The organism is Pantoea sp., assembly GCF_028283705.1.
GTDB lineage: Bacteria > Pseudomonadota > Gammaproteobacteria > Enterobacterales > Enterobacteriaceae > Pantoea.
This window is the reverse complement of the sequence record NZ_JAPWKD010000015.1, coordinates 24446-50063: the sequence shown is the minus strand read 5'-3', so window position 1 is coordinate 50063 and position 25618 is coordinate 24446. Positions and strand designations below refer to the sequence as shown.

The 25618-nt window shown below is 52.6% G+C and carries 26 protein-coding genes; 16 read left to right on the top strand and 10 right to left on the bottom strand.

Going from position 1 to position 25618, the window contains the following annotated elements; genetic code table 11:
- Positions 1-26: 26 nt before the first annotated feature.
- On the bottom strand, positions 27-233 hold the full coding sequence (locus PW844_RS12970; protein ID WP_299452160.1) for a DUF2767 family protein: 207 nt from the start codon (positions 231-233) through the stop codon (positions 27-29).
- A 152-nt stretch (positions 234-385) separates the two neighbouring features.
- Here PW844_RS12970 and PW844_RS12965 point away from each other — a divergent pair, with 152 nt between their 5' ends.
- Together PW844_RS12965 and PW844_RS12960 are read left to right on the top strand one after the other, a co-directional pair.
- A complete protein-coding gene (locus tag PW844_RS12965) occupies positions 386-634 on the top strand; it encodes a DUF883 family protein (RefSeq protein ID WP_084873934.1) in 249 nt (82 codons plus the stop codon).
- Between the two features lie 189 nt (positions 635-823).
- On the top strand, positions 824-3823 hold the full coding sequence (locus PW844_RS12960) for a glycoside hydrolase family 18 protein (protein ID WP_299452154.1): 3000 nt from the start codon (positions 824-826) through the stop codon (positions 3821-3823).
- Between the two features lie 84 nt (positions 3824-3907).
- Here PW844_RS12960 and PW844_RS12955 read toward each other — a convergent pair whose 3' ends face one another.
- Both PW844_RS12955 and PW844_RS12950 read right to left on the bottom strand, forming a co-directional pair.
- A complete protein-coding gene (locus PW844_RS12955) occupies positions 3908-4108 on the bottom strand; it encodes a hypothetical protein (protein WP_299452151.1) in 201 nt (66 codons plus the stop codon).
- 113 nt (positions 4109-4221) lie between these two features.
- Positions 4222-4419 carry a DUF6404 family protein gene (locus PW844_RS12950; RefSeq protein WP_084873931.1) on the bottom strand — a complete coding sequence of 66 codons (198 nt, stop codon included), beginning with the start codon at positions 4417-4419 and terminating at the stop codon, positions 4222-4224.
- 239 nt (positions 4420-4658) lie between these two features.
- Between PW844_RS12950 and PW844_RS12945 the strand changes: the two genes are divergently transcribed.
- Positions 4659-5069, top strand: coding sequence for an Exc2 family lipoprotein (locus tag PW844_RS12945; RefSeq protein WP_299452145.1), 411 nt, complete (start codon positions 4659-4661; stop codon positions 5067-5069).
- A gap of 179 nt (positions 5070-5248) precedes the next feature.
- On the opposite strand, the gene PW844_RS12940 is transcribed toward PW844_RS12945, so the two are convergent.
- Positions 5249-5965: a LuxR family transcriptional regulator gene (locus tag PW844_RS12940; RefSeq protein WP_299452144.1), complete on the bottom strand. Its 717-nt coding sequence runs from the start codon at positions 5963-5965 to the stop codon at positions 5249-5251.
- Positions 5966-6322: 357 nt separating this feature from the next.
- Here PW844_RS12940 and PW844_RS12935 point away from each other — a divergent pair, with 357 nt between their 5' ends.
- A complete protein-coding gene (locus tag PW844_RS12935) occupies positions 6323-6778 on the top strand; it encodes a hypothetical protein (protein ID WP_299452143.1) in 456 nt (151 codons plus the stop codon).
- A 124-nt stretch (positions 6779-6902) separates the two neighbouring features.
- Here PW844_RS12935 and icd read toward each other — a convergent pair whose 3' ends face one another.
- On the bottom strand, positions 6903-8153 hold the full coding sequence (gene icd / locus PW844_RS12930; RefSeq protein ID WP_084873924.1) for an NADP-dependent isocitrate dehydrogenase: 1251 nt from the start codon (positions 8151-8153) through the stop codon (positions 6903-6905).
- 131 nt (positions 8154-8284) lie between these two features.
- On the opposite strand from icd, the gene rluE reads away from it, so the two are divergent.
- The 8 genes from rluE (at position 8285) to PW844_RS12890 (ending at position 16092) form a co-directional block, all read left to right on the top strand.
- Positions 8285-8935, top strand: a complete 651-nt coding sequence (gene rluE, locus PW844_RS12925) for a 23S rRNA pseudouridine(2457) synthase RluE (RefSeq protein WP_299452141.1) — start codon at positions 8285-8287, stop codon at positions 8933-8935.
- A 16-nt stretch (positions 8936-8951) separates the two neighbouring features.
- Complete coding sequence (locus tag PW844_RS12920; RefSeq protein WP_299452139.1) at positions 8952-9428, top strand: NUDIX domain-containing protein; 477 nt, start codon at positions 8952-8954, stop codon at positions 9426-9428.
- A gap of 39 nt (positions 9429-9467) precedes the next feature.
- Positions 9468-10580: a tRNA 2-thiouridine(34) synthase MnmA gene (gene mnmA / locus PW844_RS12915; RefSeq protein WP_084873921.1), complete on the top strand. Its 1113-nt coding sequence runs from the start codon at positions 9468-9470 to the stop codon at positions 10578-10580.
- Positions 10581-10614: 34 nt separating this feature from the next.
- Positions 10615-11256, top strand: a complete 642-nt coding sequence (gene hflD, locus PW844_RS12910; RefSeq protein WP_299452136.1) for a high frequency lysogenization protein HflD — start codon at positions 10615-10617, stop codon at positions 11254-11256.
- A gap of 48 nt (positions 11257-11304) precedes the next feature.
- Positions 11305-12675 (top strand): adenylosuccinate lyase, encoded by a 1371-nt coding sequence (gene purB, locus PW844_RS12905; RefSeq protein WP_299452134.1) that lies wholly within the window; start codon positions 11305-11307, stop codon positions 12673-12675.
- 105 nt (positions 12676-12780) lie between these two features.
- Positions 12781-13449, top strand: a complete 669-nt coding sequence (gene phoP / locus PW844_RS12900; protein ID WP_208714670.1) for a two-component system response regulator PhoP — start codon at positions 12781-12783, stop codon at positions 13447-13449.
- A 3-nt stretch (positions 13450-13452) separates the two neighbouring features.
- A complete protein-coding gene (phoQ, locus tag PW844_RS12895) occupies positions 13453-14913 on the top strand; it encodes a two-component system sensor histidine kinase PhoQ (RefSeq protein WP_299452128.1) in 1461 nt (486 codons plus the stop codon).
- A gap of 57 nt (positions 14914-14970) precedes the next feature.
- Positions 14971-16092: a cupin domain-containing protein gene (locus PW844_RS12890; protein WP_299452125.1), complete on the top strand. Its 1122-nt coding sequence runs from the start codon at positions 14971-14973 to the stop codon at positions 16090-16092.
- A 90-nt stretch (positions 16093-16182) separates the two neighbouring features.
- Here the strand turns inward: PW844_RS12890 and pepT are convergent, their stop codons facing one another.
- A complete protein-coding gene (gene pepT / locus PW844_RS12885; RefSeq protein WP_299452123.1) occupies positions 16183-17409 on the bottom strand; it encodes a peptidase T in 1227 nt (408 codons plus the stop codon).
- 305 nt (positions 17410-17714) lie between these two features.
- On the opposite strand from pepT, the gene potA reads away from it, so the two are divergent.
- The 4 genes from potA to potD are packed head-to-tail and all read left to right on the top strand — an operon-like array spanning position 17715 to position 21498.
- Entirely contained in the window at positions 17715-18830 is a 1116-nt protein-coding gene (gene potA / locus PW844_RS12880) for a spermidine/putrescine ABC transporter ATP-binding protein PotA (RefSeq protein WP_299452121.1), read from the top strand.
- Positions 18823-19674, top strand: coding sequence for a spermidine/putrescine ABC transporter permease PotB (gene potB / locus PW844_RS12875; RefSeq protein ID WP_299453140.1), 852 nt, complete (start codon positions 18823-18825; stop codon positions 19672-19674). Before potA ends, potB begins: the two co-directional genes overlap by 8 nt.
- Positions 19671-20444 carry a spermidine/putrescine ABC transporter permease PotC gene (gene potC / locus PW844_RS12870; RefSeq protein WP_299452118.1) on the top strand — a complete coding sequence of 258 codons (774 nt, stop codon included), beginning with the start codon at positions 19671-19673 and terminating at the stop codon, positions 20442-20444. The genes potB and potC overlap by 4 nt, the downstream gene beginning before the upstream one ends.
- A gap of 10 nt (positions 20445-20454) precedes the next feature.
- Positions 20455-21498 carry a spermidine/putrescine ABC transporter substrate-binding protein PotD gene (gene potD, locus PW844_RS12865; protein WP_299452115.1) on the top strand — a complete coding sequence of 348 codons (1044 nt, stop codon included), beginning with the start codon at positions 20455-20457 and terminating at the stop codon, positions 21496-21498.
- Between the two features lie 79 nt (positions 21499-21577).
- Here the strand turns inward: potD and cobB are convergent, their stop codons facing one another.
- Genes cobB through lolC form a run of 4 tightly spaced genes read right to left on the bottom strand, consistent with a single transcriptional unit; the run spans position 21578 to position 25601 of the window.
- Positions 21578-22411 carry a Sir2 family NAD+-dependent deacetylase gene (cobB, locus tag PW844_RS12860; RefSeq protein WP_299452112.1) on the bottom strand — a complete coding sequence of 278 codons (834 nt, stop codon included), beginning with the start codon at positions 22409-22411 and terminating at the stop codon, positions 21578-21580.
- Between the two features lie 52 nt (positions 22412-22463).
- Positions 22464-23708, bottom strand: coding sequence for a lipoprotein-releasing ABC transporter permease subunit LolE (lolE, locus tag PW844_RS12855; RefSeq protein WP_299452110.1), 1245 nt, complete (start codon positions 23706-23708; stop codon positions 22464-22466).
- The gene (gene lolD / locus PW844_RS12850) at positions 23708-24409 is read right to left on the bottom strand and encodes a lipoprotein-releasing ABC transporter ATP-binding protein LolD (RefSeq protein ID WP_084873908.1); all 702 of its coding nucleotides are present in this window, start codon (positions 24407-24409) and stop codon (positions 23708-23710) included. Before lolD ends, lolE begins: the two co-directional genes overlap by 1 nt.
- The gene (gene lolC, locus PW844_RS12845) at positions 24402-25601 is read right to left on the bottom strand and encodes a lipoprotein-releasing ABC transporter permease subunit LolC (protein ID WP_299452107.1); all 1200 of its coding nucleotides are present in this window, start codon (positions 25599-25601) and stop codon (positions 24402-24404) included. Before lolC ends, lolD begins: the two co-directional genes overlap by 8 nt.
- Positions 25602-25618 lie beyond the last annotated feature (17 nt).

Here is a 25618-nt window from a genome sequence, read left to right as displayed (position 1 = left end):
ATCAGGCCGGACGTCCGGTATTTTTATCATGGCTTGACCAGCCGGATAGCATGTTCCAGCATACGTTGCTCATCGCGCTCATCATGGGCGCGATGGTGGCGGGTTCGCTTCAGCAGGTCAGTGATTTCTTCTCTTTTGGTTTCGTGCCCGCATTCCGCCAGCACAATCACCGCATCACCAATCACCCGGCAAACTTCGTCATAATCGTCCTCATTCAATACGTCACGTTTCATCACTCCTCCTGACGCTGGTTACCTGTACCAAGCCTGGACAGAATTCCGCTTTCCTGCAAACCCCTGTTACAACCCGTTGTTCCTCACGGTTGCTGGTGACGTATTCCCTGACTACGCTGAAAGAGAGATTCACAACCATCAGGGAGTCATTTATGACTGGAAAAGCGGAAGCAAAACTGAATGAAGCAGCAGGGGCAGTAGAAGAGAAAGTGGGCGAAGTCACTGGTTCTCGCCGCCATCAGCTCAAAGGCGCAGCCCGACGTTATCCGGCAAAAGCCAGCTATGCGGCCCAGGATGCTGCTGATTGCGTTATTAAAAGCGTACGTGAAAATCCGGTGACCGGATTAGCACTGGCAGCCAGTGTCGGCATAGTCGTCGGTTTCCTGCTGGGAAGGAAATAAGCATTTCAGGTTGCGCATGGAGGCGCAAATATCATCGTGCTGACTGTTCGTCTATTTTTATTATTCTGCCCGACCTGGAAATTTCTCCTGCCACTTCTCTCATTCTTATTATTGCAAAGAACTTCCTCAAGCTCCTTTTGACATATTTTGTTTATTCTTGTTACGGAATTAAACACTGGAGATTTAGGGATGAAGAAGTTATCAGTAATTGCAATAGCGACATTATCAGCGATTTATGGTGGTAATGCATTTGCGGTCGAAGTCACACCTGACGAAAGTGGCACCATTGCAGAGAATCATAGTGGTAGCGCAGGTGATGTAAGCCGCCATCGTGGTGACCGACTGAAAACAAAAATACAATGGAAAGCATGGAGTAGTGATATGGAGGGGCTGCATCCGCACAGCCCCAAAAATTACCAGGTTTACAAAGTTGAATATGCTAACCCAGGTGATATTTATCCTTCATCAGGGAATAGCAGCAACCTTATTCTCAGTGAAAATGAGAATGGATTTGCAGCGAATCTGGAAAAGAATGTTCCCTTTCAGCTCAACAGCAATAAGATCGTCGGCATGTACTTCGATGAGTGGGCTTATTGGGAACGCTCGTATACCGCCGATTTAGTTCCGGCGAAAAACCTTACTCATATATTCTGGAGCTTCCTCGGTCTTTGTGATTTTGGTGCACAACGTCCGGGTAATGTGACCTTGCCAGTGACCAACAATACCGGACTGATCGCTGAGGGTAACGAGCGCGGGCAAAAAATCCTTAAAGCCATGTGCGGCCAGGGTAATTTCCCGGTTGAGACCGGAGAAACCAGCTGGGCGGGTAATGATACACCGGCTAAACAGCAGGGTGATTTTTCTGTCTCTCGTTACGATCCTCAGGCCTCATATTTTGGTTTGAAGGCGCTGGAAAGAATGAAGAAAGCGAACCCGCAGCTGAAAGTGATGCTCTCCGTCGGCGGCTGGTCAATGAGTGCGCCGTTCCACGCCATGGTAGAAACCAAAGAAGGACGTGATATTTTCGTTAAATCCATTCTGAATTTCCTGAGCGAATATCCTTTCGTGGACGGTATCGATCTGGACTGGGAATTCATTGGTTTTACCGGAACGTCAGCCATGGGCGACCTGGCGATTGATGGTTATCAGAATGAAAGAGAACACTATACAGCGCTGGTCAAACAACTTCGTTCCGCGATGGATACCCAATATAGCGGCGCGCAACGTAAACAACTGAGTGCAGCCGTCAGCGCCTCACCCGCTAAACTCGCCGCAATCGACTTCAACAGCCTGAAAGATGATTTTGATTTTATCAATATCATGACTTACGACATGTACGGTGCCTTTGCCCGTAACCCGGGCCATCATGCGGGAGTCTATGCCAAACCGATTGCCGGAACCTATTACCAACAAGGTAATCAGAACAAAATCAAAGACGAAGCGGGCAATATCGTTATTGACGGCCAGGGTAACGATATGACTGGCGAACAGGCGCAACGCGGTTTCAGTGCCGAAGGCGCAGTGAAAGCCATTCTCGATAATAACCCGGACTTCCCCTCCGAAAAACTGGTGGTAGGTGCCGCAGCCTATAGCCGGGGCTGGCATAGTGTCAGCGTCAAACCGCAGCATGACAAACTTTTCTGGCATGGGATTGCCAATGGCGAAGAGGTCAGCCGTAAAGGGCTTGGCAGTAATGGGACCTTTGAAAATGGTGTGACTGACTATCGCGAATTGTACGACACCTTTATCAGCAAGAAGCAGGATACCTATTACGATAAACAAGCTGAAGCTGCCTATATCTGGAAACCCATTGCCTCGGTAAATGGTAATCCAACGGCTCAGGTTGAAACCTTTGACTCGCAGCGTTCAGTTATTGCCAAAGGTGACCTGCTTAAAAAATATAAATTAGGTGGCCTGTTTGTCTGGGCGGCCAGTAACGATAATGGTTTGATTCTGAATAGTATGAACGCGGCCGTTTGTAATAAGCTGGCGAACGGCAGCTACTATAACTTTACCGAAGACTATAACGGTGTTGTTGATACCAGGGTTATCGATTCGCAGCAGGGTATCCCGACCAAAGTCAATGAGATCCTCTCCGGGCCGGCCAGTTACAACTTTAACGGCCAAGACTTCTGCACCTCCAGCGCCGACGAAAGTCTGGCCCCGGTGGTATCGCTGAATACCACGACGCTCTCCGTCGTCGGTACCAATGATATGGGTTTTGGCTATACGGTTACCGGCAGCAGTAATCAGCAGGATGTGAGCTGGAAGTGGGAACGTACGGAGGGTAACAGCGAAATTACGCTTAAATCCTACGATAAAGAATCCGCTGAAATTGTGGTACCCAAGGGACTGTTCGATGTCTCAGCAACATTCCGTTTGACCGCCACTAACAGCAAGCAAAAATCCGGCGAAGCCATCGTAACCATTAACGTGGTGAAACCCGACGTCGAGATTACCGGTGCAGACAGTATGCCATCCGCCAATCCGGCCCAAATGCAGGCCAGGGCGAATTTTGACCAGGCCAGTTATCAATGGACCCTGAAACAGGGCTCCCAGATTGTGGCTAATGGTATTGACCAGAATGGACAGATTAAAGCTGGTCTGGCCGCCGGGAACTACCTTGTCGAAGTCAATGCTTCGAGTGTGAAAGGTGCGCGCTCCGCCACGCAAACTCATCCGATTGAAGTCACTCAGGAGGCACAAAACCATGATCAGGCATTTATTGATGCTCTGGGATTAGTCATCCTCCCCACAGACAACGGCAGCAACGTCACTTTTGCCGGTGGCGTGTCTTCTTCTGCCACAGCAACCAGCGTGCCGACCTATCAATGGACACTTCCATCGGGTGCCCAGGGTGGCAGCAATGGGCTGGCTACACAGAGTTTTACGGTTAACAAAACCAATCAGGTACAGAACCTGAAAGTCACTGTGTCCGTCGCTGCTGGTAAAGAATCCCGCACACTGGTGAAAGATATCACCGTTCCGGCACTCTCTGATTCCACGGGGTATCCGGAATGGGTTTATGGTAGCGACTATAAAGCCGGTGATGTGGTGCAACATAAAGGCAAGCTGTTCCAATGTGTCATTGCAGGCTGGTGTAGCCAGACCGGTGAATGGTCTCAGTTACATTACGAGCCAGAAACAGGTATCAGCTGGACTCAGGCCTGGAAGTACTACAACAAGTAACATTGCAGAGTTAACCACTCATCTTCGCTGCGATCATTGCGATCGCAGCTTTTTTATTCATCAACATTCAGGCTCCAGCCAGCATTACTGATGGTATCCCACATCATCACGCCTTTCCTGAATATGTTCATCCGGCGTTTCTGCCACATCCGCCATACCGTTGTTACCAGCATTGAAGTGACGACCACTGTACACATGCATACTGGGGGGCGCGGGTACCGGCTGCGCACAGGATCCAAATGACAGCAACAGAAAAAACCAGGCAGCTAGCGGCATCTTCATCATTATCCACTCACCCACAAAATGATCCAAAAGTGCGCCTAGCTTGCCTGAGGCTTTGCAAATTAGTGTCAGTGCAGCGCAAAGCTGCGTGTTGAGCCTTGAGCAGATGCGAAAAATCAGGCCTGTGATTTACGGGTTTTGTAGCGCGCCACCATGGTCATTAACGCCTGATAAATCAGGCCAGCATACAGGCTCATCACTATCGCCAGGCCGGGTTCTTTTCCCTGCGCTTGCCAGGAAACAAACCACATAAAAATGCCCCATAGCAGTGAAAAAACCAGCCAGCCCTTAATGAATTTCATTACACCCTGCATAACCCCTCCTGTCATTGAGCGCTGACGATAACGGTTTACCCGACAAAAAACACCGTTCAGCTATCGGGAATGTTATCTGCATCACCCTGGATTATTTTCTGAAGGAAAAGATTGACAATCCGGGCGGTAAACAGGCACCCTTTTTGCGGCTTTACAGTCATATATCAAACACCCCAGATGGAATAACGGCAATAATCACAAACTTTTGCCTGATATTTACCTAAATAATGGAATATAACATGCTTAAAAATACCCTGACGATAAGCGCCATCGCGCTATCATTGGTTTTTCTTAGTGGTTGCGCCCAATCGGACAATAGCGCAAAACGCCATGCTATTCATTTTGTTCATACTATTGATGACAATGATCCTAATTTCAGAATGAATAAAGCGGATTCAATCCGCCTGATGACGCCTTTTTTCGAACAGTTCTGGCAACAGGGGAAAAAAGATCGTGAGGCCGGACTGACGGCAACGGATATACAACAACGCGTTAATTATTACCGTAGTGATGAATTCATAAAATCCATTCATGGCACATCCCAGTTCGCCGGTAAAGAATACAAGGAAAATGTATCGCCCCGCTGGCGAGAAAATATGACCAAGGCAATATCGGGCACCTATATGGATGGTTTTGAAGGACGGGAATGATTGTGAATAACCATTTGGGCAAATGAAAAAATGAGTAAAGGTGCGACAGCAGGCATCCTGTTATTCAGTACCCTAACTCGTTATTGGTGTCGTTTAATCATTCTGTTACGGGGTCATATATGACCCCGTAACCCAGAATACTAACAAAAGTCGCATATACTCCCTTGTGAAATTATCGTTTATATATCTGAAGATGCAGGAATTAATCTTAGATCCGAGGCTAATTTTATAGCATGTTTTGCATTAACAGCATCTAACTTGAACACAATTTTTGCCATATGAAATTTTACAGTAGAAACTGCCATATTCAGATGAACTGCAATTTCCTTGTATGTTTTTCCTGTCGCGGCCCAGTAAAGAATTTCATTTTCTCTTTTTGTGAAAAAAATATCATATTTATTGTCATTTTTTTTAGTCAAATCATATAAAAACAATAATTTCTGATGCGTTTTTACGAAATAAGACAGAACTTGATCAATGTTCGATGAATATAATCCCACCCCATCAATTACATTATCATTAAAAATTGACAACAGAGCGAGATTGTCATTATTGTCGTGAATGATATATGTATGTCCACTATTAATATCGAACTCCATAGCATGCAACATGACTTTTTTAAAGGCAGGCTTTGACGAGATAATGATTTCCTCACTCCAGCCAAAACCCTCCACTCTAGTCAATGCCTTCATTACTACCGGATCTGCCATTTGATGACTATGTTTAACATATAAGTCAAACCACTCAGGGTAATTATTAATGATACAGATGTCATTCAAGTCCTTTTTGCTTATAATAAAGTATCCATACTTATAACCTTTAAGCTTCGGATAGTTTCTCTCTAAAAAAATTTTGACCTGTTCATTTATATATTCATTAGCATAAAAATTTAACATTGCATGTCCTTTGCTTCCGGTTAGTTTAACATCCCATCAGTCATACTTCATAAAGCTGTAGAGTATAGATCACTTGCGGTCATGTGATTGCCGTAATGTTATGATCGCCATCACTAAACGACACCCGGATAAAGTTGTCGCATTGGTTTCCTTTTCTTACAATGTCGGAAATCCTTCTTCCATAATGGAGTCGGCAGATAAAGGCGATATGGAATCTGTCAGGAAAAAATGCTTCAGTACATCTATGTATATAAACATGATGCTAAGGGGGATAAGGTGGGAAAACCTAAGGTCCTTGCTCCTCTTTATCACCGCCGGATTGAAGAATCAGTACCTTTTAATTAATGGATATATATCATGATAAAAAGTCTTTTTGCCGGTGCATTGTTAACTCTCGCAGTGGCGGGCAGCGCTTATGCTGCCACAGATACAGAAATGGATGTCAGAATTGACCAGTTGATGGGGGAAGGAACACATCAACAATACCATGACTTCTTTGATAAGTTGCAGAAAGCAGTCGCTGATAAAGATAGTAAAACAATCGCTTCATTGGTTGATTACCCAATTACCGTATACGTTAATAAACGCAAAACGAATATCAAAAATACACAGAATCTCATTCGTGTGTACGATAAGGTTTTTGATAAGAAATTTAGCGAAATAATTCTTGAAAAAAAATATTCAGACCTCTTTGCAAGAGATATCGGTGTAATGGTCGGTGATACTGGCGAATTATGGTACAGCGGCATCTGTACAAAAAAAGATTGCAGCAAATTCGTTATACGAATTATTGCTATTAACAATAATTACTAGCCAATATTATTTATGTTAGTCCTTATAAGATTCAAGGTATCGATACCAATTATTGTTGGGTCACAAAACCCAACAAAAACGGGAGCCATTGGCTCCCGTTCTACATTCCACCCAAAAAGGCAGCTTACATATTCGCGATAATCGCGTCACCAAACTCTGAACATTTCAGCAGTTTAGCGCCTTCCATCAGACGTTCGAAGTCATAGGTCACGGTTTTGTTGGCGATTGCGCCTTCCATACCTTTAACAATCAGGTCTGCGGCTTCGAACCACTCCAGATGACGCAGCATCATTTCTGCGGACAGGATGACGGAACCCGGGTTCACTTTATCCTGGCCTGCATACTTCGGTGCAGTACCGTGAGTTGCTTCGAACAGTGCGCATTCATCACCGATGTTTGCACCCGGTGCGATACCGATGCCGCCAACCTGCGCCGCCAGGGCGTCAGAAATGTAGTCACCGTTCAGGTTCATACAGGCGATAACATCATACTCAGCCGGACGCAGCAGGATCTGCTGCAGGAAGGCGTCAGCGATCACGTCTTTCACGATGATCTCTTTGCCGGTGTTCGGGTTTTTGAACTTCATCCACGGGCCGCCATCGATCAGCTCACCGCCGAATTCTTCTTTCACCAGCTGGTAGCCCCAGTCTTTGAAAGAACCTTCGGTGAACTTCATGATGTTGCCTTTGTGAACCAGCGTCAGGGAATCACGATCGTTAGTGATGGTGTATTCCACGGCAGCACGCACCAGACGTTTGGTACCTTCTTCTGAACACGGCTTCACGCCGATACCACACTGCTGCGGGAAGCGAATTTTCTTCACGCCCATCTCTTCACGCAGGAATTTGATCACTTTGTCAGCTTCAGGCGTACCGGCTTTCCACTCGATACCCGCATAGATATCTTCGGAGTTTTCACGGAAGATCACCATATCGGTATCTTCAGGACGTTTTACCGGGCTTGGGGTGCCTTTGTAGTAGCGAACCGGACGCAGACAAACGTACAGATCCAGCTCCTGACGCAGTGCAACGTTCAGAGAACGAATACCGCCACCAACCGGAGTGGTCAGCGGACCTTTGATGGCAACGCGGTATTCTTTGATTAAATCGAGGGTTTCCTGCGGCAGCCAGACATCCTGGCCATAGAGTTCTACTGACTTCTCACCGGTGTAAATTTCCATCCAGGAAATTTTTCGCTCGCCGTTGTAGGCTTTCTTCACAGCGGCATCAACCACCTTCAGCATCACGGGGGAAACGTCAACACCGATGCCGTCACCTTCAATGTAGGGGATGACCGGGTTATTTGGCACTACCAGTTTGCCCTGATCCAGGGTGATTTTCTGACCTTCCGCCGGAACAACTACTTTGCTTTCCATTAACCTCTCCTTCGAGCGATTTTTTGTTAATGATTTGTAAGATGCGCGTCAATACTACTTGAATATTTCCGCCGCGCCAATCACCGCAGTTTCGCGTTATAATGCGCTGATTGTCACCAACTGCAAAGCCCATGCGAAAAACTTCCCAACGAATTCACCAGGATAAACGATTCAGCGCCCCGTCACGCAAGCCTGTCCGCCGTGATACGCGGCCTCGGGGTCCAGTGCGCGTCATACTCTTTAACAAACCTTTCGATGTTTTACCGCAATTCAGCGATGAGGCTGGACGCCGGACGTTGAAGGATTTTGTGCCGGTAACCGACGTCTACGCCGCGGGACGCCTCGATCGCGACAGCGAAGGGCTGATGATTTTAACCAACGATGGCGCGCTACAGGCGCAGCTGACCCAGCCAGGCAAACGCACCGGGAAAATCTATTTTGTGCAGGTGGAAGGCGAACCGCAGGAATCAGATTTATCCCGCCTGCGCAGCGGCGTGACCTTAAATGATGGCCCGACCCTGCCCGCAGGCGTCGAACGGGTACCAGAGCCGGAGTGGCTCTGGCCGCGCCAGCCGCCGATCCGCGAACGCAAAGCCATTCCGGTTAGCTGGCTGAAAATCACCTTATATGAAGGCCGTAACCGCCAGGTGCGGCGTATGACGGCGCACATTGGTTTCCCTACCCTGCGCTTGATCCGTTTCGCCATGGGGGAACATCAGCTGGATAATCTGGCACCGGGTGAGTGGCGTGATATTAGTCCGAATTTTATAACTTCAGGTTAACAATCCGGGAGGATCGATGTTTAAACCTCATGTCACCGTCGCCTGCATCGTGCAGGCGGAAGGTCAGTTACTGGTGGTGGAAGAACGCATTCGCGGGCGCGCCACCTGGAACCAACCCGCCGGTCATCTGGAGGCGGATGAGACCCTGCTGGAAGCCGCACAACGCGAGTTATTCGAAGAAACCGGTATTGATGCCGCACCGCACTATTTTCTTGGCGTACAGCAATGGATCGCCCCGGATAATACGCCTTTTGTGCGGTTTCTGTTTGGCCTGGATTTGGCACAACGTGCCGCTACCACCCCGCATGATGATGACATCGATTGCTGCTGGTGGTTGACGCCAGAGCAGATTATCACTGCGGATAACCTGCGTTCACCGCTGGTGGCTGAAAGTGTGCGATTGTGGCAACAGGGAGCGCGTTACCCCTTACAACTGGTCGCACCGTTCCAGTGGCCGTTTCACGAGGGTGCGCACCCGGCTTCCGCGTGCTAGAATACGCCGCCTGTTTTTATCGTAATTTAAGAGTGTGTCATGTCTGACAACAGCCAGAAAAAAGTGATCGTCGGTATGTCCGGCGGCGTCGATTCTTCCGTTTCCGCCTGGTTACTGCAACAGCAGGGCTATAAGGTGGAGGGCCTGTTCATGAAGAACTGGGAGGAAGACGACGGCGAGGAGTATTGTACTGCCGCTGAAGACCTGGCTGATGCGCAGGCCGTCTGCGACAAACTCGGTATCAAACTGCATAAGGTCAACTTCGCCGCAGAGTACTGGGACAATGTTTTTGAACATTTCCTCGAAGAGTACAAAGCGGGCCGTACGCCGAATCCCGACATTCTGTGTAATAAAGAGATCAAGTTTAAAGCGTTTCTTGAATTCGCCGCAGAAGATCTCGGTGCTGACTTTATCGCCACCGGCCATTATGTCCGCCGTCAGGATGTTGATGGTCAGAGCCGCCTGCTGCGCGGCCTGGATGGCAACAAAGATCAAAGCTACTTCCTCTACACCCTCAGCCACCAGCAGGTCGCACAAAGCCTGTTCCCGGTCGGCGAGCTGGAAAAACCGGAAGTTCGCCGCATTGCCGAGCAGCTTGATCTGATCACCGCGAAGAAAAAAGACTCCACCGGCATCTGCTTTATCGGCGAACGCAAATTCCGCGATTTCCTTGGCCGTTATCTGCCTGCCCAGCCGGGTGCCATTGAAACCGTTGATGGCGAGATCGTCGGTGAACATCAGGGTCTGATGTATCACACTCTGGGTCAGCGTAAGGGGCTGGGTATTGGCGGACGTAAAGAAAGCAATGACGATCCCTGGTACGTGGTCGATAAAGATGTCGAACGCAATCGCCTGATTGTGGCACAGGGCGGCGATCATCCGCGCCTGATGTCCGTGGGCCTGATTGCCCAGCAGCTGCATTGGGTTGATCGCCAGCCGATCACCGCCCCACTGCGCTGCACGGTGAAAACCCGTTACCGCCAGACCGACATCCCCTGCGAAATTATCCCGCTGGGTGATGACCGTATTGAAGTCCGTTTTGATGAGCCGGTTGCTGCTGTTACGCCGGGACAATCTGCCGTGTTCTACCTGGGTGAAGTGTGCCTGGGTGGCGGCATTATCGAACAGCGTCTGCCCTGGGCAGCGGCCTGAGGTCGGCGTTGCCGACGCGTATACAGGAGTAGCCGTGGCTAAGAACTATTATGAGATTACGCTGGCGCTGGCGGGCGTGTGTCAGGCGGCCCATCTGGTGCAGCAGCTGGCGCATCAGGGCAATTGTAATAACGCCGCACTGAATGTCTCGCTGCGCAGCCTGCTGGATCTCAATCCTGGCTCAACGCTGGCGGTGTATGACAATGATGAAGCCAACCTGCGACTCGGTCTGGAAACCATGATGGCGGTGCTGAACAGCAGCAGCCGTCAGGGTGCAGGCGCGGAGTTGATGCGCTATACCCTGAGTCTGGTGGTGCTGGAGCGCAAGCTGCACAGCAATAAACAAGCACTCAACACCCTGGCCCAGCGCATCAGCCAGCTTGATCGTCAGCTGGCGCATTATGAGTTGGAATCCGACACCATCACCAGCGCCATGGCCGCCATTTATGTTGATGTAATCAGCCCACTTGGCCCGCGCATTCAGGTGACCGGCTCGCCACAGGTATTGCAGAGCAGCCAGATCCAGAACCGGGTACGCGCCACCTTGCTGGCGGGCATCCGTTCTGCCGTATTATGGCAGCAGGTTGGTGGTGGCCGCCTGCAGCTGATGTTCTCGCGCCAACGCTTGCTGCGTGAGGCAAAAACCATTTTATCCCGGCTGGGAACGGCGTATTAAGCGCCCTTCCGGCATCACGCTTTGTTAAACGATTCAGGAGTTGCACTGATGGAATTATCCTCTCTGACCGCCGTCTCACCTGTCGATGGTCGTTACGGCGATAAAGTCAGCCCACTGCGCGCGATTTTCAGCGAATACGGTTTGCTGAAATTCCGCGTTGAGGTTGAAGTTCGCTGGTTACAGAAACTGGCCGCGACCGCAGAGATCAAGGAAGTTCCTGCATTTGATGCTGACGCAAACGCTTTCCTTGATGCGATTGTCACTCATTTCAACGAAACCGACGCTGCACGCATTAAAACCATCGAGCGCACCACCAACCACGACGTAAAAGCGGTGGAATACTTTCTGAAAGAGAAAGTGGCTGATGTACCGGCACTGCACGCGGTCTCTGAATTTATCCACTTTGCCTGCACCTCTGAAGATATCAACAACCTGTCGCATGCGCTGATGCTGGAAACGGCACGCCGTGAGGTGATCCTGCCTTACTGGAGCAAAATCATTGCGGCAGTGAAAGGCCTGGCGCAGGAATATCGCGACATCCCGCTGCTGTCACGTACCCACGGTCAGCCCGCTACCCCTTCCACCATGGGTAAAGAGATGGCTAACGTCGCCTACCGCATGGAGCGTCAGCTGCGTCAGCTCAGCAACATCGAAGTGCTGGGTAAAATCAATGGCGCGGTCGGTAACTATAACGCCCATATCGCCGCCTACCCGGAAGTGGACTGGCACCAGCTGAGCGAAGCCTTTGTCACCTCACTGGGCATCACCTGGAACCCGTACACCACGCAGATCGAACCGCATGACTACATTGCTGAAATGTTTGACTGCATGGCGCGTTTCAACACCATTTTGATCGACTTTGACCGTGATATCTGGGGCTACGTTGCCCTGAATCACTTCAAACAAAAGACCATCGCCGGTGAAATCGGTTCTTCCACCATGCCACATAAAGTTAACCCGATTGACTTCGAAAACTCCGAAGGCAACCTTGGTCTGGCCAATGCGGTGATGCAGCATCTGGCAAGCAAACTGCCGGTGTCGCGCTGGCAGCGTGATTTGACCGACTCCACCGTACTGCGTAATCTCGGTGTTGGCGTCGGCTATGCGCTGATCGCCTACCAGGCGACGCTGAAAGGTATATCCAAGCTGGAAGTGAACCGTGACCGTCTGCTTGACGAGCTGGATCACAACTGGGAAGTACTGGCTGAGCCGATTCAGACCGTGATGCGCCGTTACGGCATCGAGAAGCCGTACGAAAAACTGAAAGAACTGACCCGCGGCAAACGCGTTGATGCCGCCGGTATGCAGGCGTTTATTGATGGTCTTGAACTGCCGGAAGAGGAGAAAGTGCGTCTGAAGCAGATGACGCCTGCCAACTACCTTGGCCGTGCCGTGCAGATGGTTGATGATCTGAAATAATCACCCGTTAACACAGGCGTGTCACGGCTCGCCTGTGTTAATCTGCGGTTTAGCTGGTTTCGCATATACTTTGCTCCATCAATGAGTTGAAAGTAAGGAAAAACTATGCGTGTTCTGGTCGTGGAAGATAATGCGCTGCTGCGTCATCACCTTGCCGTGCAATTGCGCGAAATGGGTCACCAGGTGGATGCCGCAGAAGATGCGAAAGAAGCTGATTATTTCCTCCAGGAGCATATTCCGGACATCGCGCTGGTTGATCTGGGCCTGCCGGACGAAGATGGTATGTCACTGATCCGCCGCTGGCGTGGCGAAGCCATTCGTCAGCCAATTCTGGTGCTTACCGCCCGTGAAGGCTGGCAGGCAAAAGTCGAAGCGCTGGAAGCCGGTGCCGACGACTATGTCACCAAACCGTTCCATATCGAAGAAGTTGCAGCCCGTTTGCAGGCGTTAATGCGTCGTAACAGCGGCCATGCTTCGCAAATCATCTCAATGCCACCGTTCCAGGTTGATCTCTCGCGTCGCGAGCTGACGGTAAATGATGAGCCGGTTAAACTGACGGCCTTTGAATACACCATCGTCGAAACCCTGATCCGCAACGCCGGAAAAGTGGTCAGCAAAGACTCGCTGATGCTGCAACTCTATCCTGATGCTGAATTACGTGAAAGCCACACCATTGATGTACTGATGGGTCGTTTACGTAAAAAAATTCTCGCGCTCTACCCGACTGAAGTGATCAACACGGTACGCGGTCAGGGCTATCGTTTCGATCTCTGATCAATGGACTGGTTTCATCGCCTGCGCCCCTTTTCCCTGCGCGCCCGCTTTCTGCTGGCGACGGCAGCCATTGTGCTGTTTCTGTCGCTCTCCTATGGCATGGTGGCGGTAGTGGGTTATGTGGTGAGTTTCGACAAAAACACCTATCGTGTGATGCGCGGCGAAAGCAACCTATTCTTTACCCTTGCGCAGTGGCAGGACAACCGGCTGACCATTGCCCAGCCAGAGCGTATGACGCTCAACTTCCCGACGCTGGTTTTTATCTACGATGAACACGGCAAACTGCTGTGGCAGCAGCGCGATGTGCCGGAAATCCGCCGCAAAATTCGGCGCGAGTGGCTACTCAAGCCTGACTTCTACGAAATAGACACCAGCAACCGCACCAGCCTGGCAGCGATGGGTAACAACCTGGTGGCGCAGAAACAGCTTCACGCCCTGGACACTAACAGCAACGATACCTTTACCCACTCGGTCGCGGTCAACCGCTATGACGCCACCACCAACTTACCGGCGCTGACCATTGTGGTGGTCGATTCGATCCCACAGGAACTCCAGCATTCCGATGTGGTTTGGTCATGGTTCAGCTACGTGCTGGCAGCCAATCTGCTGCTGGTAATCCCGCTGCTGTGGCTGGCCGCGCACTGGAGTCTGCGGCCGATTGGGCATCTCACTTCTCAGGTGCGCGAGCTGGAAACCGGTCAGCGGGAGAATCTGGATGATAATCCTCCCCAGGAACTGCGCAGTCTGGTACGCAACCTGAATTTATTGCTCACCAATGAGCGCCAGCGTTATACCCGCTATCGCACCACGCTTTCCGACCTTACTCACAGCCTGAAGACGCCGCTGGCGGTGTTGCAAAGTACGTTGCGTTCGCTGCGCAGCGGTAAAGACCTGACAGTGGAACAGGCGGAGCCGGTGATGCTGGAGCAAATCAGCCGTATCTCGCAGCAGATCGGTTATTACCTGCATCGTGCCAGTATGCAGGCCGATCACAACCCGTTGCAGCGCGATTTGCATTCCGTCTCAGCGCTACTCGATAGCCTGTGTTCAGCGCTGAATAAGGTTTATCAGCGTAAAGGGGTGGAAATCACCCTCGATATCTCTCCCGAACTGACCTTTATCGGCGATCAGAATGACTTTATGGAAGTGCTGGGCAATGTGCTGGATAACGCCTGCAAATATTGCCTGGAGTTTATTGAAGTCAGTGCACGGCAAACCGATAAAGCGTTGCATCTGTTTATCGACGATGATGGACCCGGTATCCCCGAAAGTAAGCGCGATTTAATCTTCGTGCGCGGTCAGCGCGCCGACACCCTGCGACCAGGCCAGGGCTTAGGTCTGGCCGTGGTTCGCGACATTCTGGAGCAGTACGCCGGTCAGGTTATCGCCACCACCAGCCCGCTTGGGGGCGCGCGTATGGAAGTCATTTTCCAGCGTCAGGAAGTTGAACATCGTCGCGAGTAGAAAGGCGCGCGGGCTGTTATACTTGCAGGCATTCATGGCCCTAACCGGAACCCTTCTATGGATTATCAGCTCGATCTTAACTGGCCCGACTTTATTCAGCGCTACTGGCAAAAACGCCCGGTGGTGCTTAAACGTGGTTTTAAAAACTTTATTGACCCAATTTCTCCTGATGAGCTGGCCGGTCTGGCAATGGAAAACGAGGTGGACAGCCGCCTGGTGAGCCATGACAACGGTAAATGGCAGGTGAGCCATGGTCCGTTTGAAAGCTACGATCATCTCGGTGAAAACAACTGGTCGCTGCTGGTACAGGCAGTGAACCACTGGCATGAGCCTTCTGCGGCGCTGATGCGCCCATTCCGCTTCCTGCCCGACTGGCGTATTGACGATCTGATGATCTCTTTTGCCGTGCCTGGCGGCGGTGTGGGTCCGCATTTCGACCAGTACGATGTGTTTATCATTCAGGGCACCGGTCGTCGTCGCTGGCGTGTCGGCGAGAAAGTGCCGATGAAGCAGCATTGCCCGCATCCCGACCTGCTCCAGGTGGAACCCTTTGACGCCATCATTGATGAAGAGATGGAACCGGGTGACATCCTCTATATCCCGCCGGGATTCCCGCACGAAGGTTATTCACTGGAAAACGCGCTGAACTATTCGGTAGGTTTCCGTGCGCCAAGCGGTCGCGAGCTGATCAGCGGTTTTGCCGACTACGTGCTGGCTCACGAACTGGGCAGCTATCGCTATAGCGATCCCGATGTGCCGACGCGTGAATGTCCGTCACAAATTCTTCCTTCCGAGGTGGAGGGTATCCGTGCCGCGATGCTGGATGTGATCAATCAGCCCGAACAGTTTAACCAGTGGTTTGGCGAATTTATTTCGCAGTCACGCCACGAGCTGGATATCGCACCGCCGGAGCCGCCATATCAGCCAGATGAAATCTATGATGCGCTGCAACAGGGTGATGCCCTGACGCGCCTCGGTGGGTTACGCGTGCTGACGCTGGGTGATGCGGTATTCGTCAACGGCGAGCGCGTGGCCTGTAGCCACCCGGAAGTGCTGGCGGCGCTGGCACATCGTCAGGTACTCACGCTGGAAGACTTTGGTGAAGCACTGAACGATCCTTCACTTCTGGCGCAGGTCGCCGCGCTGGTGAACAGCGGTTATTGGTACTTCGCTGATTAACAACATGCACTGAGCCGTAGCGGCGCGATTCATCGCGCAATTCCGTGCGTTATATCGGAAAAAACGCGCGATAAATCGCGCCGCTACGGTTTATTTCTTCTCAGCCACCAGCGCCGAAATGCGCACAATCACATCCACCGCCTGCGCCATCACGTTCAGTGAAGCGAACTCGTGTTTGCCGTGATAGTTGTAGCCACCGGTAAACAAGTTCGGGCACGGCAGTCCTTTCCACGACAACGCTGAACCGTCGGTGCCACCGCGAATCGGTTTCACGTTTGGTTCAATGCCACAGTCACGCATCGCCTGCAACGCCAGTTCGATAATGTGCGGATGCGGTTCCACTTTCTCGCGCATATTACGGTAGCTGTCGCTGATCTCGACTTTTATCGTGCATTCCGCATGCAACCCCTTGCTGACCCGACGCCCGATATCTTCCAGCAGTTGCTTACGTTTGGCGTAATTATCCGCATCGAAGTCACGGATGATATACATCATCTCCGCGTGTTCCACGGTGCCTTTCATGGTATGCAGATGGTAAAAGCCTTCATAGCCTTCGGTGAACTGCGGCTTTTCGTTGGCCGGTACTTCGGCGTGGAAACGCATTGCCAGTTCCAGCGCGTTCACCATCACCCCTTTGGCAGTACCCGGATGCACGTTGTTACCGACAATCTTGACTGTCGCTGATGCCGCATTGAAGTTCTCAAACTCGAACTCACCCAGATCGCTACCATCCACGGTATAAGCCCAGTCGGCGGCAAACTCTTCGATATCGAAGTATGACGGACCACGGCCAATCTCTTCGTCCGGCGTAAAGGCAACACGAATCGCACCATGCGGAATGTCCCCCTGAGCGAGGCGTGCCATGGCGGTCATGATTTCCGCCACCCCGGCTTTATCATCCGCTCCGAGCAGCGTTTTACCATCGGTGGTGATCAGCGTATGGCCGATTAACTTATGCAGCACCGGGAACATCACCGGTGAAAGAATTTCATCACCGTTGCCAAGGGCAATATCTCCGCCGCGGTAATTTTCAATAATCTGCGGATTAACGTTTTTCGCTGTGAAATCCGGTGAGGTATCCATATGCGAAATAAAACCGATCACCGGGGTCGGCCAGTCAACATTCGCCGGTAAGGTGCCCATAACACAGCAATGGTCACTTAACGTCACATCCACAAAACCTAAAGCCAGCAGCTCTTCCTGGAGCTGACGCGCCAGCGTCCACTGCCCTTCGCTGCTTGGTACCTGCCGTGCCTGTGGTTTGGATTGGGTTTCAATCGCCACATAACTGAGAAAGCGCTCAAGTAATTGATCCATCGGTCATCCCTCTAAAGAACCTGCATTTATTATCATTGGTCACTGGCGACGCGTTGTTGCGTCAAATCATTATCCATCAGGTTAGTCCCGTCATGATGATTTGCTCAATCATCGGATGCAGAAAGATTTCCCGTGCCGCTTCGTCTCGCTACAGCATACTCCGTTCTTTTTCAGACTTTTCAAGGTAATTCCACGTGGAAACATGGCATTGGCGCATTTTTCAGGTATTATCCCGCCCTTCATCACGGCTGGCCGCTGCGTGCGACTATGCTGTAATCAGATCATTTTCAGACTGAGTGACTAAAATGACGCAAACATGCGCACAACAGGCGCTGGTTACGCTTTCTGGCATCAGTAAAGCCTTCGATGATAAATCCATCATCTCCGATTTCCAGCTGACTATCCGTCATGGTGAATTTATCACCCTGCTCGGTCCCTCCGGCTGCGGTAAAACCACCATTCTGCGCCTGATCGCCGGGCTGGAAGATGCCGACCAGGGTCGCATCATCCTCGATGGCAATGACATTACCGACACGCCTGCCGAGCACCGCCATATCAATACGGTGTTCCAGAGCTATGCGTTGTTCCCTCATATGTCGGTGTTTGAAAACGTGGCGTTTGGCCTGCGGATGCAGAAAACCCCGGCGGCGGAGATAAACCGTCGCGTCAATGACGCGCTGGCCATGGTGCAACTGGAAAGTTTTGCCGACAGGCGTCCTCATCAGCTGTCAGGTGGTCAGCAACAGCGTGTCGCCATTGCGCGTGCGGTGGTGAATCGCCCCAAAGTGTTACTGCTGGACGAATCGCTCTCCGCGCTGGATTACAAGCTGCGTAAACAGATGCAGAACGAGCTAAAAGCGTTGCAGCGCAAGCTCGGCATCACCTTTGTGTTCGTCACTCACGACCAGGAAGAAGCGCTGACCATGTCCGATCGCATCGTGGTGATGCGCGATGGCCGTATCGAGCAGGACGGTACGCCACGCGAGATCTACGAAGAACCGGCCAATTTGTTTGTCGCGCGCTTTATCGGCGAAATCAACGTGTTTGACGCTGAGGTGGTGAGCAGTGACAACGCCCCCAGCGTGCGCGCCAGGGTGGAAGGGCGGGAATGTGATATCCACTGCCCTTTCCCGGTGGTGCCTGGTGACAAATTACATGTCCTGCTGCGCCCGGAAGATTTGCGCGTTGAAGAGATCGATCACGACAGCCGCAGCGAGCATCTGGTGGGCTACGTGCGTGAGCGGAACTATAAAGGGATGACGCTGGAATCCACCGTTGAACTGGAAAATGGCAAGCTCCTGACGGTGAGCGAATTTTTCAATGAGGACGACCCCGATTTTGACCATTCGCTGAACCAGAAAATGGCGGTGAGCTGGGTGCAGAGCTGGGAGGTGGTGCTGCCGTATGAAGCTGATGCGTAACCGCCTGCAAAGCGCCATCGTGGTGATGATTGTCGGCTGGCTGACGCTATTTGTGTTGCTGCCGAATCTGATGATTTTTGTCACCAGTTTTCTGACGCGCGACGATGCACATTTTGTCAGCATGGTGTTTACCCTCAGCAACTACAGCCGTCTGCTCGATCCGCTCTACGCCGAAGTGTTGCTGCACTCGCTGAATATGGCGATCATCGCCACCCTGTGCTGCCTGCTGCTCGGTTATCCCTTTGCCTGGTGCCTGACAAAATTACCTGAGCGCCTGCGCCCGCTGATGTTGTTTCTGCTAATTGTGCCGTTCTGGACCAACTCATTGATCCGCATCTACGGCCTGAAAATTTTTCTCAGCACCCGGGGCTGGCTGAACGAGTTTCTGCTGTGGCTGGGCGTCATCGACCAGCCCTTTCGCATCATGTACACGCCAGAAGCGGTGATCCTGGGGCTTATCTATATTCTGCTGCCGTTTATGGTGCTGCCGCTCTACTCCAGCCTGGAAAAACTGGATAAAGCCTGTCTGGAGGCCGCCCGCGACCTCGGGGCCAATACGCTGCAACGTTTTATACGCATCATTCTGCCGCTCACTATGCCCGGTATCGTCGCCGGTTGTCTGCTGGTGTTGATCCCGGCGATGGGGCTGTTTTATGTTTCTGACCTGATGGGTGGCGCGAAAAATCTGTTGATTGGCAACGTGATCAAAAGTCAGTTCCTCAATATTCGCGACTGGCCATTTGGTGCCGCGACCAGCATCGTCATGACGCTATTGATGGGGCTGATGTTGCTGTTTTACTGGCGCGCTGCACGCCTGCTGAATAACAAAGTGGAGCTGCAATGATGGCTCGCTGGTTACGCGCTAGCTTTATGGCGGTGATTTACGCCTGGTTTTATATTCCAATCATTATCCTGATCGTCAATTCGTTCAACGCCTCACGCTTCGGCATCAACTGGCAGGGCTTCAGTACCCAGTGGTATGCCTTGCTGGTGAATAACGACAGCCTGTTGCAGGCGGCACAGCACTCGCTGCTGATGGGGGTGTTATCAGCCAGCTGCGCCACGCTGATTGGCTCGCTGACGGCGGTGGCGCTGTATCGCTACCGTTTTCGCGGAAAACCTTTCGTCAGCGGCATGCTGTTTGTGGTGATGATGTCACCGGACATTGTGATGGCGATTTCGCTGCTGGTGCTATTTATGCTGCTCGGCATCTCGCTGGGGTTCTGGTCGCTGTTGTTTTCTCACATCACCTTTTGCCTGCCGTTTGTGGTGATCACCGTTTACTCGCGCCTGAAAGGCTTTGATGTGCGGATGCTGGAAGCAGCAAAAGATCTGGGTGCCAGTGAAATCACTATTTTGCGCAAGATTCTGCTGCCGCTGGCGCTACCTGCGGTGGCGGCGGGCTGGCTGTTGAGCTTTACCCTGTCGATGGACGATGTGGTGGTCTCTTCCTTCGTCACCGGCCCGACGTTTGAAATTCTGCCGTTGAAAATTTATTCGATGGTGAAAGTCGGTGTATCACCTGAGGTGAATGCACTGGCCACTATTTTGCTGCTGCTGTCGCTGCTATTGGTGACAGCCAGCCAGCTGTTATTGCGGGATAAAACCAAATAGAGGACAACCGATGAAAAAATGGTCTCACTGGCTGGCGGCTGGGGCGCTGGCACTGGGTATGCAGAGTGCGCAGGCTGATGACAGCAACACGCTCTATTTCTACAACTGGACCGAATATGTCCCACCGGGCCTGCTGGAGCAGTTCACCAAAGAAACCGGCATCAAGGTGATTTATTCCACCTACGAATCCAATGAAAGCATGTATGCCAAGCTGAAAACCTGGAAAGATGGCGCTTACGACCTGGTGGTGCCCTCCACCTATTTCATCGCCAAAATGCGCAATGAAGGCATGCTGCAAAAGATTGATAAGTCGCAGCTGAGCAACTTTCACAACCTCGATCCGAACCTGCTGAATAAGCCGTTCGATCCCAATAATGACTATTCGATTCCCTATATCTGGGGTGCCACCGCCATTGGCGTCAATACCGATGCGATCGACCCGAAAAGCATCACCAGCTGGGCGGATTTGTGGAAACCGGAATACAAGCAGAGCCTGCTGCTGACCGATGACGCGCGTGAAGTCTTCCAGATGGCGCTGCGCAAGCTGGGCTATTCGGGCAACACACGCGACCCGAAAGAGATCGAAGCCGCTTACGAAGAGTTGAAGAAACTGATGCCAAACGTGCTGGCATTTAACTCCGATAACCCTGGCAACCCTTATATGGAAGGCGAGGTGAATCTCGGCATGATCTGGAACGGTTCAGCGTATGTGGCCCGTCAGGCCGGTACACCGTTGCAGGTGGTATGGCCGAAAGAAGGCGGCATTTTCTGGATGGATAATCTGGCCATCCCGGCTAATGCGAAAAACAAAGCTGGCGCGCTGAAGTTAATTAACTTCCTGTTGCGCCCGGACGTGGCGGCAAAAGTGGCGGAAACCATCGGCTATCCGACGCCGAATCTGGCGGCGAAAAAACTGCTGCCGCAGGCGGTTGCCAGCGATCCATCGTTGTATCCGTCAGCAGAGGTGATTAAAAACGGTGAGTGGCAGAATGATGTGGGGGATGCCAGCGTACAGTACGAGACGTTGTTCCAGAAATTAAAAGCAGGGCAATAGTCTTTCATTTGGTGCGTATAAATACGCACCCTACAAAGATGTTGGGTCGGCATTCATGCCGACCTGATAAATCAACCGCTTATTTATACAACCCACGCAGAAAGGTGTGCACAAACGCCGGGACCACTTCACTTGCCAGACCATACTGGCTTTCAGCAAACTCGTTACCCACCTGGCTCGGTTCCAGGTTGAGTTCCACGGTATGCGCACCCTGCACCTTAGCCTCATGGACAAAACCGGCGGCCGGATAGACGTGGCCGGAAGTACCGATGGCAATAAACAGATTCGCGCGATCCAGCGCCTGATAAATCTCTTCCATGCCCAGCGGCATTTCGCCAAACCACACCACGTGCGGGCGCAGCAGTGACGGGAACTGACAACAGGTACAGCGATCGTCCGAGGTAATATCCTCTTGCCAGTCAATCACCTGGCCGCTACTGACGCAACGCACCTTCAGCAGCTCACCGTGCATATGCAGAACGCGCTGGCTTCCGGCGCGTTCGTGCAAATCATCAATATTCTGCGTCACCAGCAGGAAATTATCCCCCAACACCTGCTCCAGCTCCGCCAGTGCCCGGTGTGCCGCATTCGGCTGGATCTCCGGCTGTTGCAGCTGGCGACGGCGCGCATTGTAGAACGCCTGCACCAGCGCCGGATCGCGCCGGAAGCCTTCCGGGGTCGCCACATCTTCCACCCGATGCTCTTCCCATAAACCATCGGCAGCACGGAAGGTACGAATACCCGATTCCGCCGAGATCCCCGCGCCGGTCAGCACCACCACATGTGGCAACGGATGCGCCGCCAGCTCCGCTTTCCGGTCGCGCTCAAAAATACGCTGACGAAAACGCTGATGCACTTTGCGACGCGTCTTTTTATAGCGGGCGAGTCGTACGCGGCGACGAAGTGTGCGCATAAAGGCTCCTTAATCTGCGCAACCGCTCTGCCGCCGTTGCGCTGGTTTGCTGTTATTGCCCGCTTAATACGCGGGCTGGATCGATGCGGCTGGCGCGCCGCGCCGGGTACCAGCTGGCCAGCAGGCTCAAAATTATAGCTGTAGCCAGCACCGAAATCACATCCAGCCAGTGCAGTTCTGACGGCAGGAAATCAATAAAATAGATATCCCCTGCCAGCAGCTGATGGCCGGTGAGATGCTCCAGTCCGCGCATAATCGGTGTCAGATTGAGCGCCACCACCACGCCAACCACCACGCCGCTGACGCTACCCAGCAATCCGGCCAGCAGACCGTACCAGATAAAGATGGCACGAATCAGACCATCTTTGGCACCGAGGGTACGCAGCACCGCGATATCGCTGCTTTTATCCTTCACCGCCATCACCAGCGTTGACACGATATTGAAACAGGCCACACCAATCACCAGCACCATCGCCAGATACATAATGGCGCGAATCATCTGGATATCACGATACATATAACCGTATGTGCCAATCCAGCTGCGGATATAGACGTAAGAATGCGTCACTTCACCGGCATCACGCACCAGCTTCTGCGCTTTGAACGGGTCGTTCATTTTCAGCGCGATACCGCTGACGCTGTCACCCATATCCAGATAGTTCTGCGCATCGGCCAGCGGCACCAGCGCCAGACTGTGATCGAGCATACCGCTCAGTTGCAGAATGCCGCTCACCTGCAAACGAATACGTTTGGGTTCCAACAGCTTATTCTGACCATCATTGTTGGGGATCATGATGGTGATCCAGTCGCCCTGTTTCACATTCAGCGATGTCGCAATACCGCCACCGAGAATAATCTGCTGTTTACCGGCGGCAAACTGCGACCAGGCGTTATCGGCGACAAAGCGCGGCAGCGCGCTCAGGCGCGGCTCCTGCTGCGGATCGACCCCTTTGACCTGCAAAGCCTGTAACTTCGCACCGCTCTCAATCAGCCCGGTGAAGTTCACATAGGGGGCTGCGGCGGCGATACCCGGCACCTGCTCAATCGGGGTAATCATCGGCTGCCAGTTACGGAACGGCTGATTAACCGGCTCAATTTCCCCATGAGGCACCACCGCCAAAATGCGGCTGTTGAGCTCACGTTCGAAGCCGTTCATCGCACTTAAGCCGATGATCAGCACCGCCACGCCCAGCGCGATACCGACCGTTGAGATAATTGAGATCAGCGACACCATGCCGCCACGCCGACGGCCACGGCTAAAACGCAGCCCCAGCAGCAGGGATAACGAAGGCGTCATTACAGCGCTCCCAGCGTCAAATGTTCGCTCAGCTGGCCGTCACGCATCTCCATCTGACGGCTGAGACGTTTTGCCAGCTGCAAATCATGGGTCACCACCAGGAAGGCAGTGCCCTGGCGGGTGTTCAGTTCACCCAGCAGCTCAAAAATCGCATCGGCGTTGCGCGCATCGAGGTTACCGGTCGGCTCATCGGCCATCACCAGACGCGGACGATTCACCAGCGCACGGGCAATCGCCACACGCTGGCGTTCACCACCGGACAGCTCCGAGGGGCGATGCGCCGCACGTTTTTCCAGCCCCACCGCCGCCAGCATCTCACGGGCGCGGGCCTCCGCTTCGCCTTTGGCACTTTTGCCAATCAGCAGCGGCATCGCCACGTTTTCCAGCGCGGTGAAGTCCGGCAGCAGATGGTGGAACTGATAGATAAAGCCCAGCTCGCGGTTACGCAGCTCGGCCTTCGCGGAGGAGGACATGGCATTCAGCGATTTGCCGTCGAACACCACATCACCGGAGGTCGGGGCATCCAGACCACCCAGCAGATGCAGCAAGGTACTTTTGCCAGAACCGGAGCTGCCGACAATCGCCGTCAGTTCACCAGGCTGGAGACTGAAAGCCACGTTGCGTAGCACATCGGTCTGCACGCTGCCTTCCTGATAGCGTTTACACAGGTCACGACACTGCAACAATGGGGTGTTACTCATAACGTAAGGCCTCAGCGGGTTGAACGGCGGCAGCGCGCCATGACGGATAAAGAGTGGAAAGCAGCGCCACGGCCATCGACACCAGCGCAATGGTGACCACCTGCCAGACGTTGATGTCCACCGGCAAGGCGGCACCATCCAGGAACAGGCCAATCACCGGCAGCAGATGGTTTAACTGGCTGGCGAGCAACACCCCGAGCAGTGTGCCAAGCAGCGCACCGATAATGCCCGCGCTGGCCCCCTGCACCATAAACACCGCCACAATCTGACGGCGGGTTAAGCCCTGGGTTTGCAGAATCGCCACTTCGGCCTGCTTTTCCATAATCAGCAGCCCGAGCGACGTAATGATGTTAAAGGCGGCGACGGCAATGATCAGACTGAGCAGCAGCCCCATCATATTTTTCTCCATGCGCACCGCCTGGAACAGGTCACCTTTACGCTCACGCCAGTCTTTCCATACCAGTCCATCGGCCAGTTTCTGCTGGCTCAGCGCATCTACGCTGAGCGGTTTATCCAGCCACAGACGCCAGCCGGTGATGTTACCGAGCGGATAACGCATCACGCGTGAGGCATCCTGTTGGTTGACGAGGATCTGGTAGCCATCGACTTCGCTATTGGCAGCGTAAGTCCCCGCAACGGTAAAGATACGCTGGCTGGGAACGCGGCCAACCGGGGTGAACTGGCTGACAGAAGGCACCATCAGACGCAGTTGATCGCCGCGCTTAACGCCCAGTTGCCCCGCCAGCTGCTCACCGAGGATAACGTTATATTGGCCTGCCTGGAGCACGCTCTGCTGGGTATTGACCAGATACGGGGTGAGCGGATCTTTCTCATCCGGGTTGATGCCGAGCATCACACCCACGGAGACATTGTGCGCACTCTGCAACACCACATCGGCAGTGGTGAGCGGCGCGATGCGTGTCACGCCTTGCAAATTAAGGCTTTGCGGCGTCAGCTGTTGCGGATTGATGCTGCCTTTGTCGCTGGTGACCAGCGCCTGCGGCATCAGACCGAGGATGTTGCCTTCCAGCTCACGCTCGAAGCCGTTCATCACCGAAAGCACCGTCACCAACGCCAGCACGCCCAGCGTGATACCGATGGTCGAAAGCCAGGAGACGAAGCGACCGAAACGGTCTGAAGCACGTCCACGCATGTAGCGCAGGCCGATGAATAACGCGACTGGTTGATACATGAGATCCGTCTTGGCAG

Coding starts and splice junctions, on each gene's coding strand:
- PW844_RS12890 (WP_299452125.1), top strand. CDS start 14,971: ATGGATTATCAGCTCGATCTTAACTGGCCCGACTTTATTCAGCGCTAC.
- potD (WP_299452115.1), top strand. CDS start 20,455: ATGAAAAAATGGTCTCACTGGCTGGCGGCTGGGGCGCTGGCACTGGGT.
- potB (WP_299453140.1), top strand. CDS start 18,823: ATGCGTAACCGCCTGCAAAGCGCCATCGTGGTGATGATTGTCGGCTGG.
- PW844_RS12935 (WP_299452143.1), top strand. CDS start 6,323: ATGATAAAAAGTCTTTTTGCCGGTGCATTGTTAACTCTCGCAGTGGCG.
- cobB (WP_299452112.1), bottom strand. CDS start 22,411: ATGCGCACACTTCGTCGCCGCGTACGACTCGCCCGCTATAAAAAGACG.
- PW844_RS12955 (WP_299452151.1), bottom strand. CDS start 4,108: ATGATGAAGATGCCGCTAGCTGCCTGGTTTTTTCTGTTGCTGTCATTT.
- potA (WP_299452121.1), top strand. CDS start 17,715: ATGACGCAAACATGCGCACAACAGGCGCTGGTTACGCTTTCTGGCATC.
- phoQ (WP_299452128.1), top strand. CDS start 13,453: ATGGACTGGTTTCATCGCCTGCGCCCCTTTTCCCTGCGCGCCCGCTTT.
- rluE (WP_299452141.1), top strand. CDS start 8,285: ATGCGAAAAACTTCCCAACGAATTCACCAGGATAAACGATTCAGCGCC.
- purB (WP_299452134.1), top strand. CDS start 11,305: ATGGAATTATCCTCTCTGACCGCCGTCTCACCTGTCGATGGTCGTTAC.
- lolC (WP_299452107.1), bottom strand. CDS start 25,601: ATGTATCAACCAGTCGCGTTATTCATCGGCCTGCGCTACATGCGTGGA.
- PW844_RS12920 (WP_299452139.1), top strand. CDS start 8,952: ATGTTTAAACCTCATGTCACCGTCGCCTGCATCGTGCAGGCGGAAGGT.
- icd (WP_084873924.1), bottom strand. CDS start 8,153: ATGGAAAGCAAAGTAGTTGTTCCGGCGGAAGGTCAGAAAATCACCCTG.
- potC (WP_299452118.1), top strand. CDS start 19,671: ATGATGGCTCGCTGGTTACGCGCTAGCTTTATGGCGGTGATTTACGCC.
- PW844_RS12960 (WP_299452154.1), top strand. CDS start 824: ATGAAGAAGTTATCAGTAATTGCAATAGCGACATTATCAGCGATTTAT.
- PW844_RS12970 (WP_299452160.1), bottom strand. CDS start 233: ATGAAACGTGACGTATTGAATGAGGACGATTATGACGAAGTTTGCCGG.
- pepT (WP_299452123.1), bottom strand. CDS start 17,409: ATGGATCAATTACTTGAGCGCTTTCTCAGTTATGTGGCGATTGAAACC.
- lolE (WP_299452110.1), bottom strand. CDS start 23,708: ATGACGCCTTCGTTATCCCTGCTGCTGGGGCTGCGTTTTAGCCGTGGC.
- mnmA (WP_084873921.1), top strand. CDS start 9,468: ATGTCTGACAACAGCCAGAAAAAAGTGATCGTCGGTATGTCCGGCGGC.
- phoP (WP_208714670.1), top strand. CDS start 12,781: ATGCGTGTTCTGGTCGTGGAAGATAATGCGCTGCTGCGTCATCACCTT.
- PW844_RS12950 (WP_084873931.1), bottom strand. CDS start 4,419: ATGCAGGGTGTAATGAAATTCATTAAGGGCTGGCTGGTTTTTTCACTG.
- lolD (WP_084873908.1), bottom strand. CDS start 24,409: ATGAGTAACACCCCATTGTTGCAGTGTCGTGACCTGTGTAAACGCTAT.
- PW844_RS12945 (WP_299452145.1), top strand. CDS start 4,659: ATGCTTAAAAATACCCTGACGATAAGCGCCATCGCGCTATCATTGGTT.
- PW844_RS12965 (WP_084873934.1), top strand. CDS start 386: ATGACTGGAAAAGCGGAAGCAAAACTGAATGAAGCAGCAGGGGCAGTA.
- PW844_RS12940 (WP_299452144.1), bottom strand. CDS start 5,965: ATGTTAAATTTTTATGCTAATGAATATATAAATGAACAGGTCAAAATT.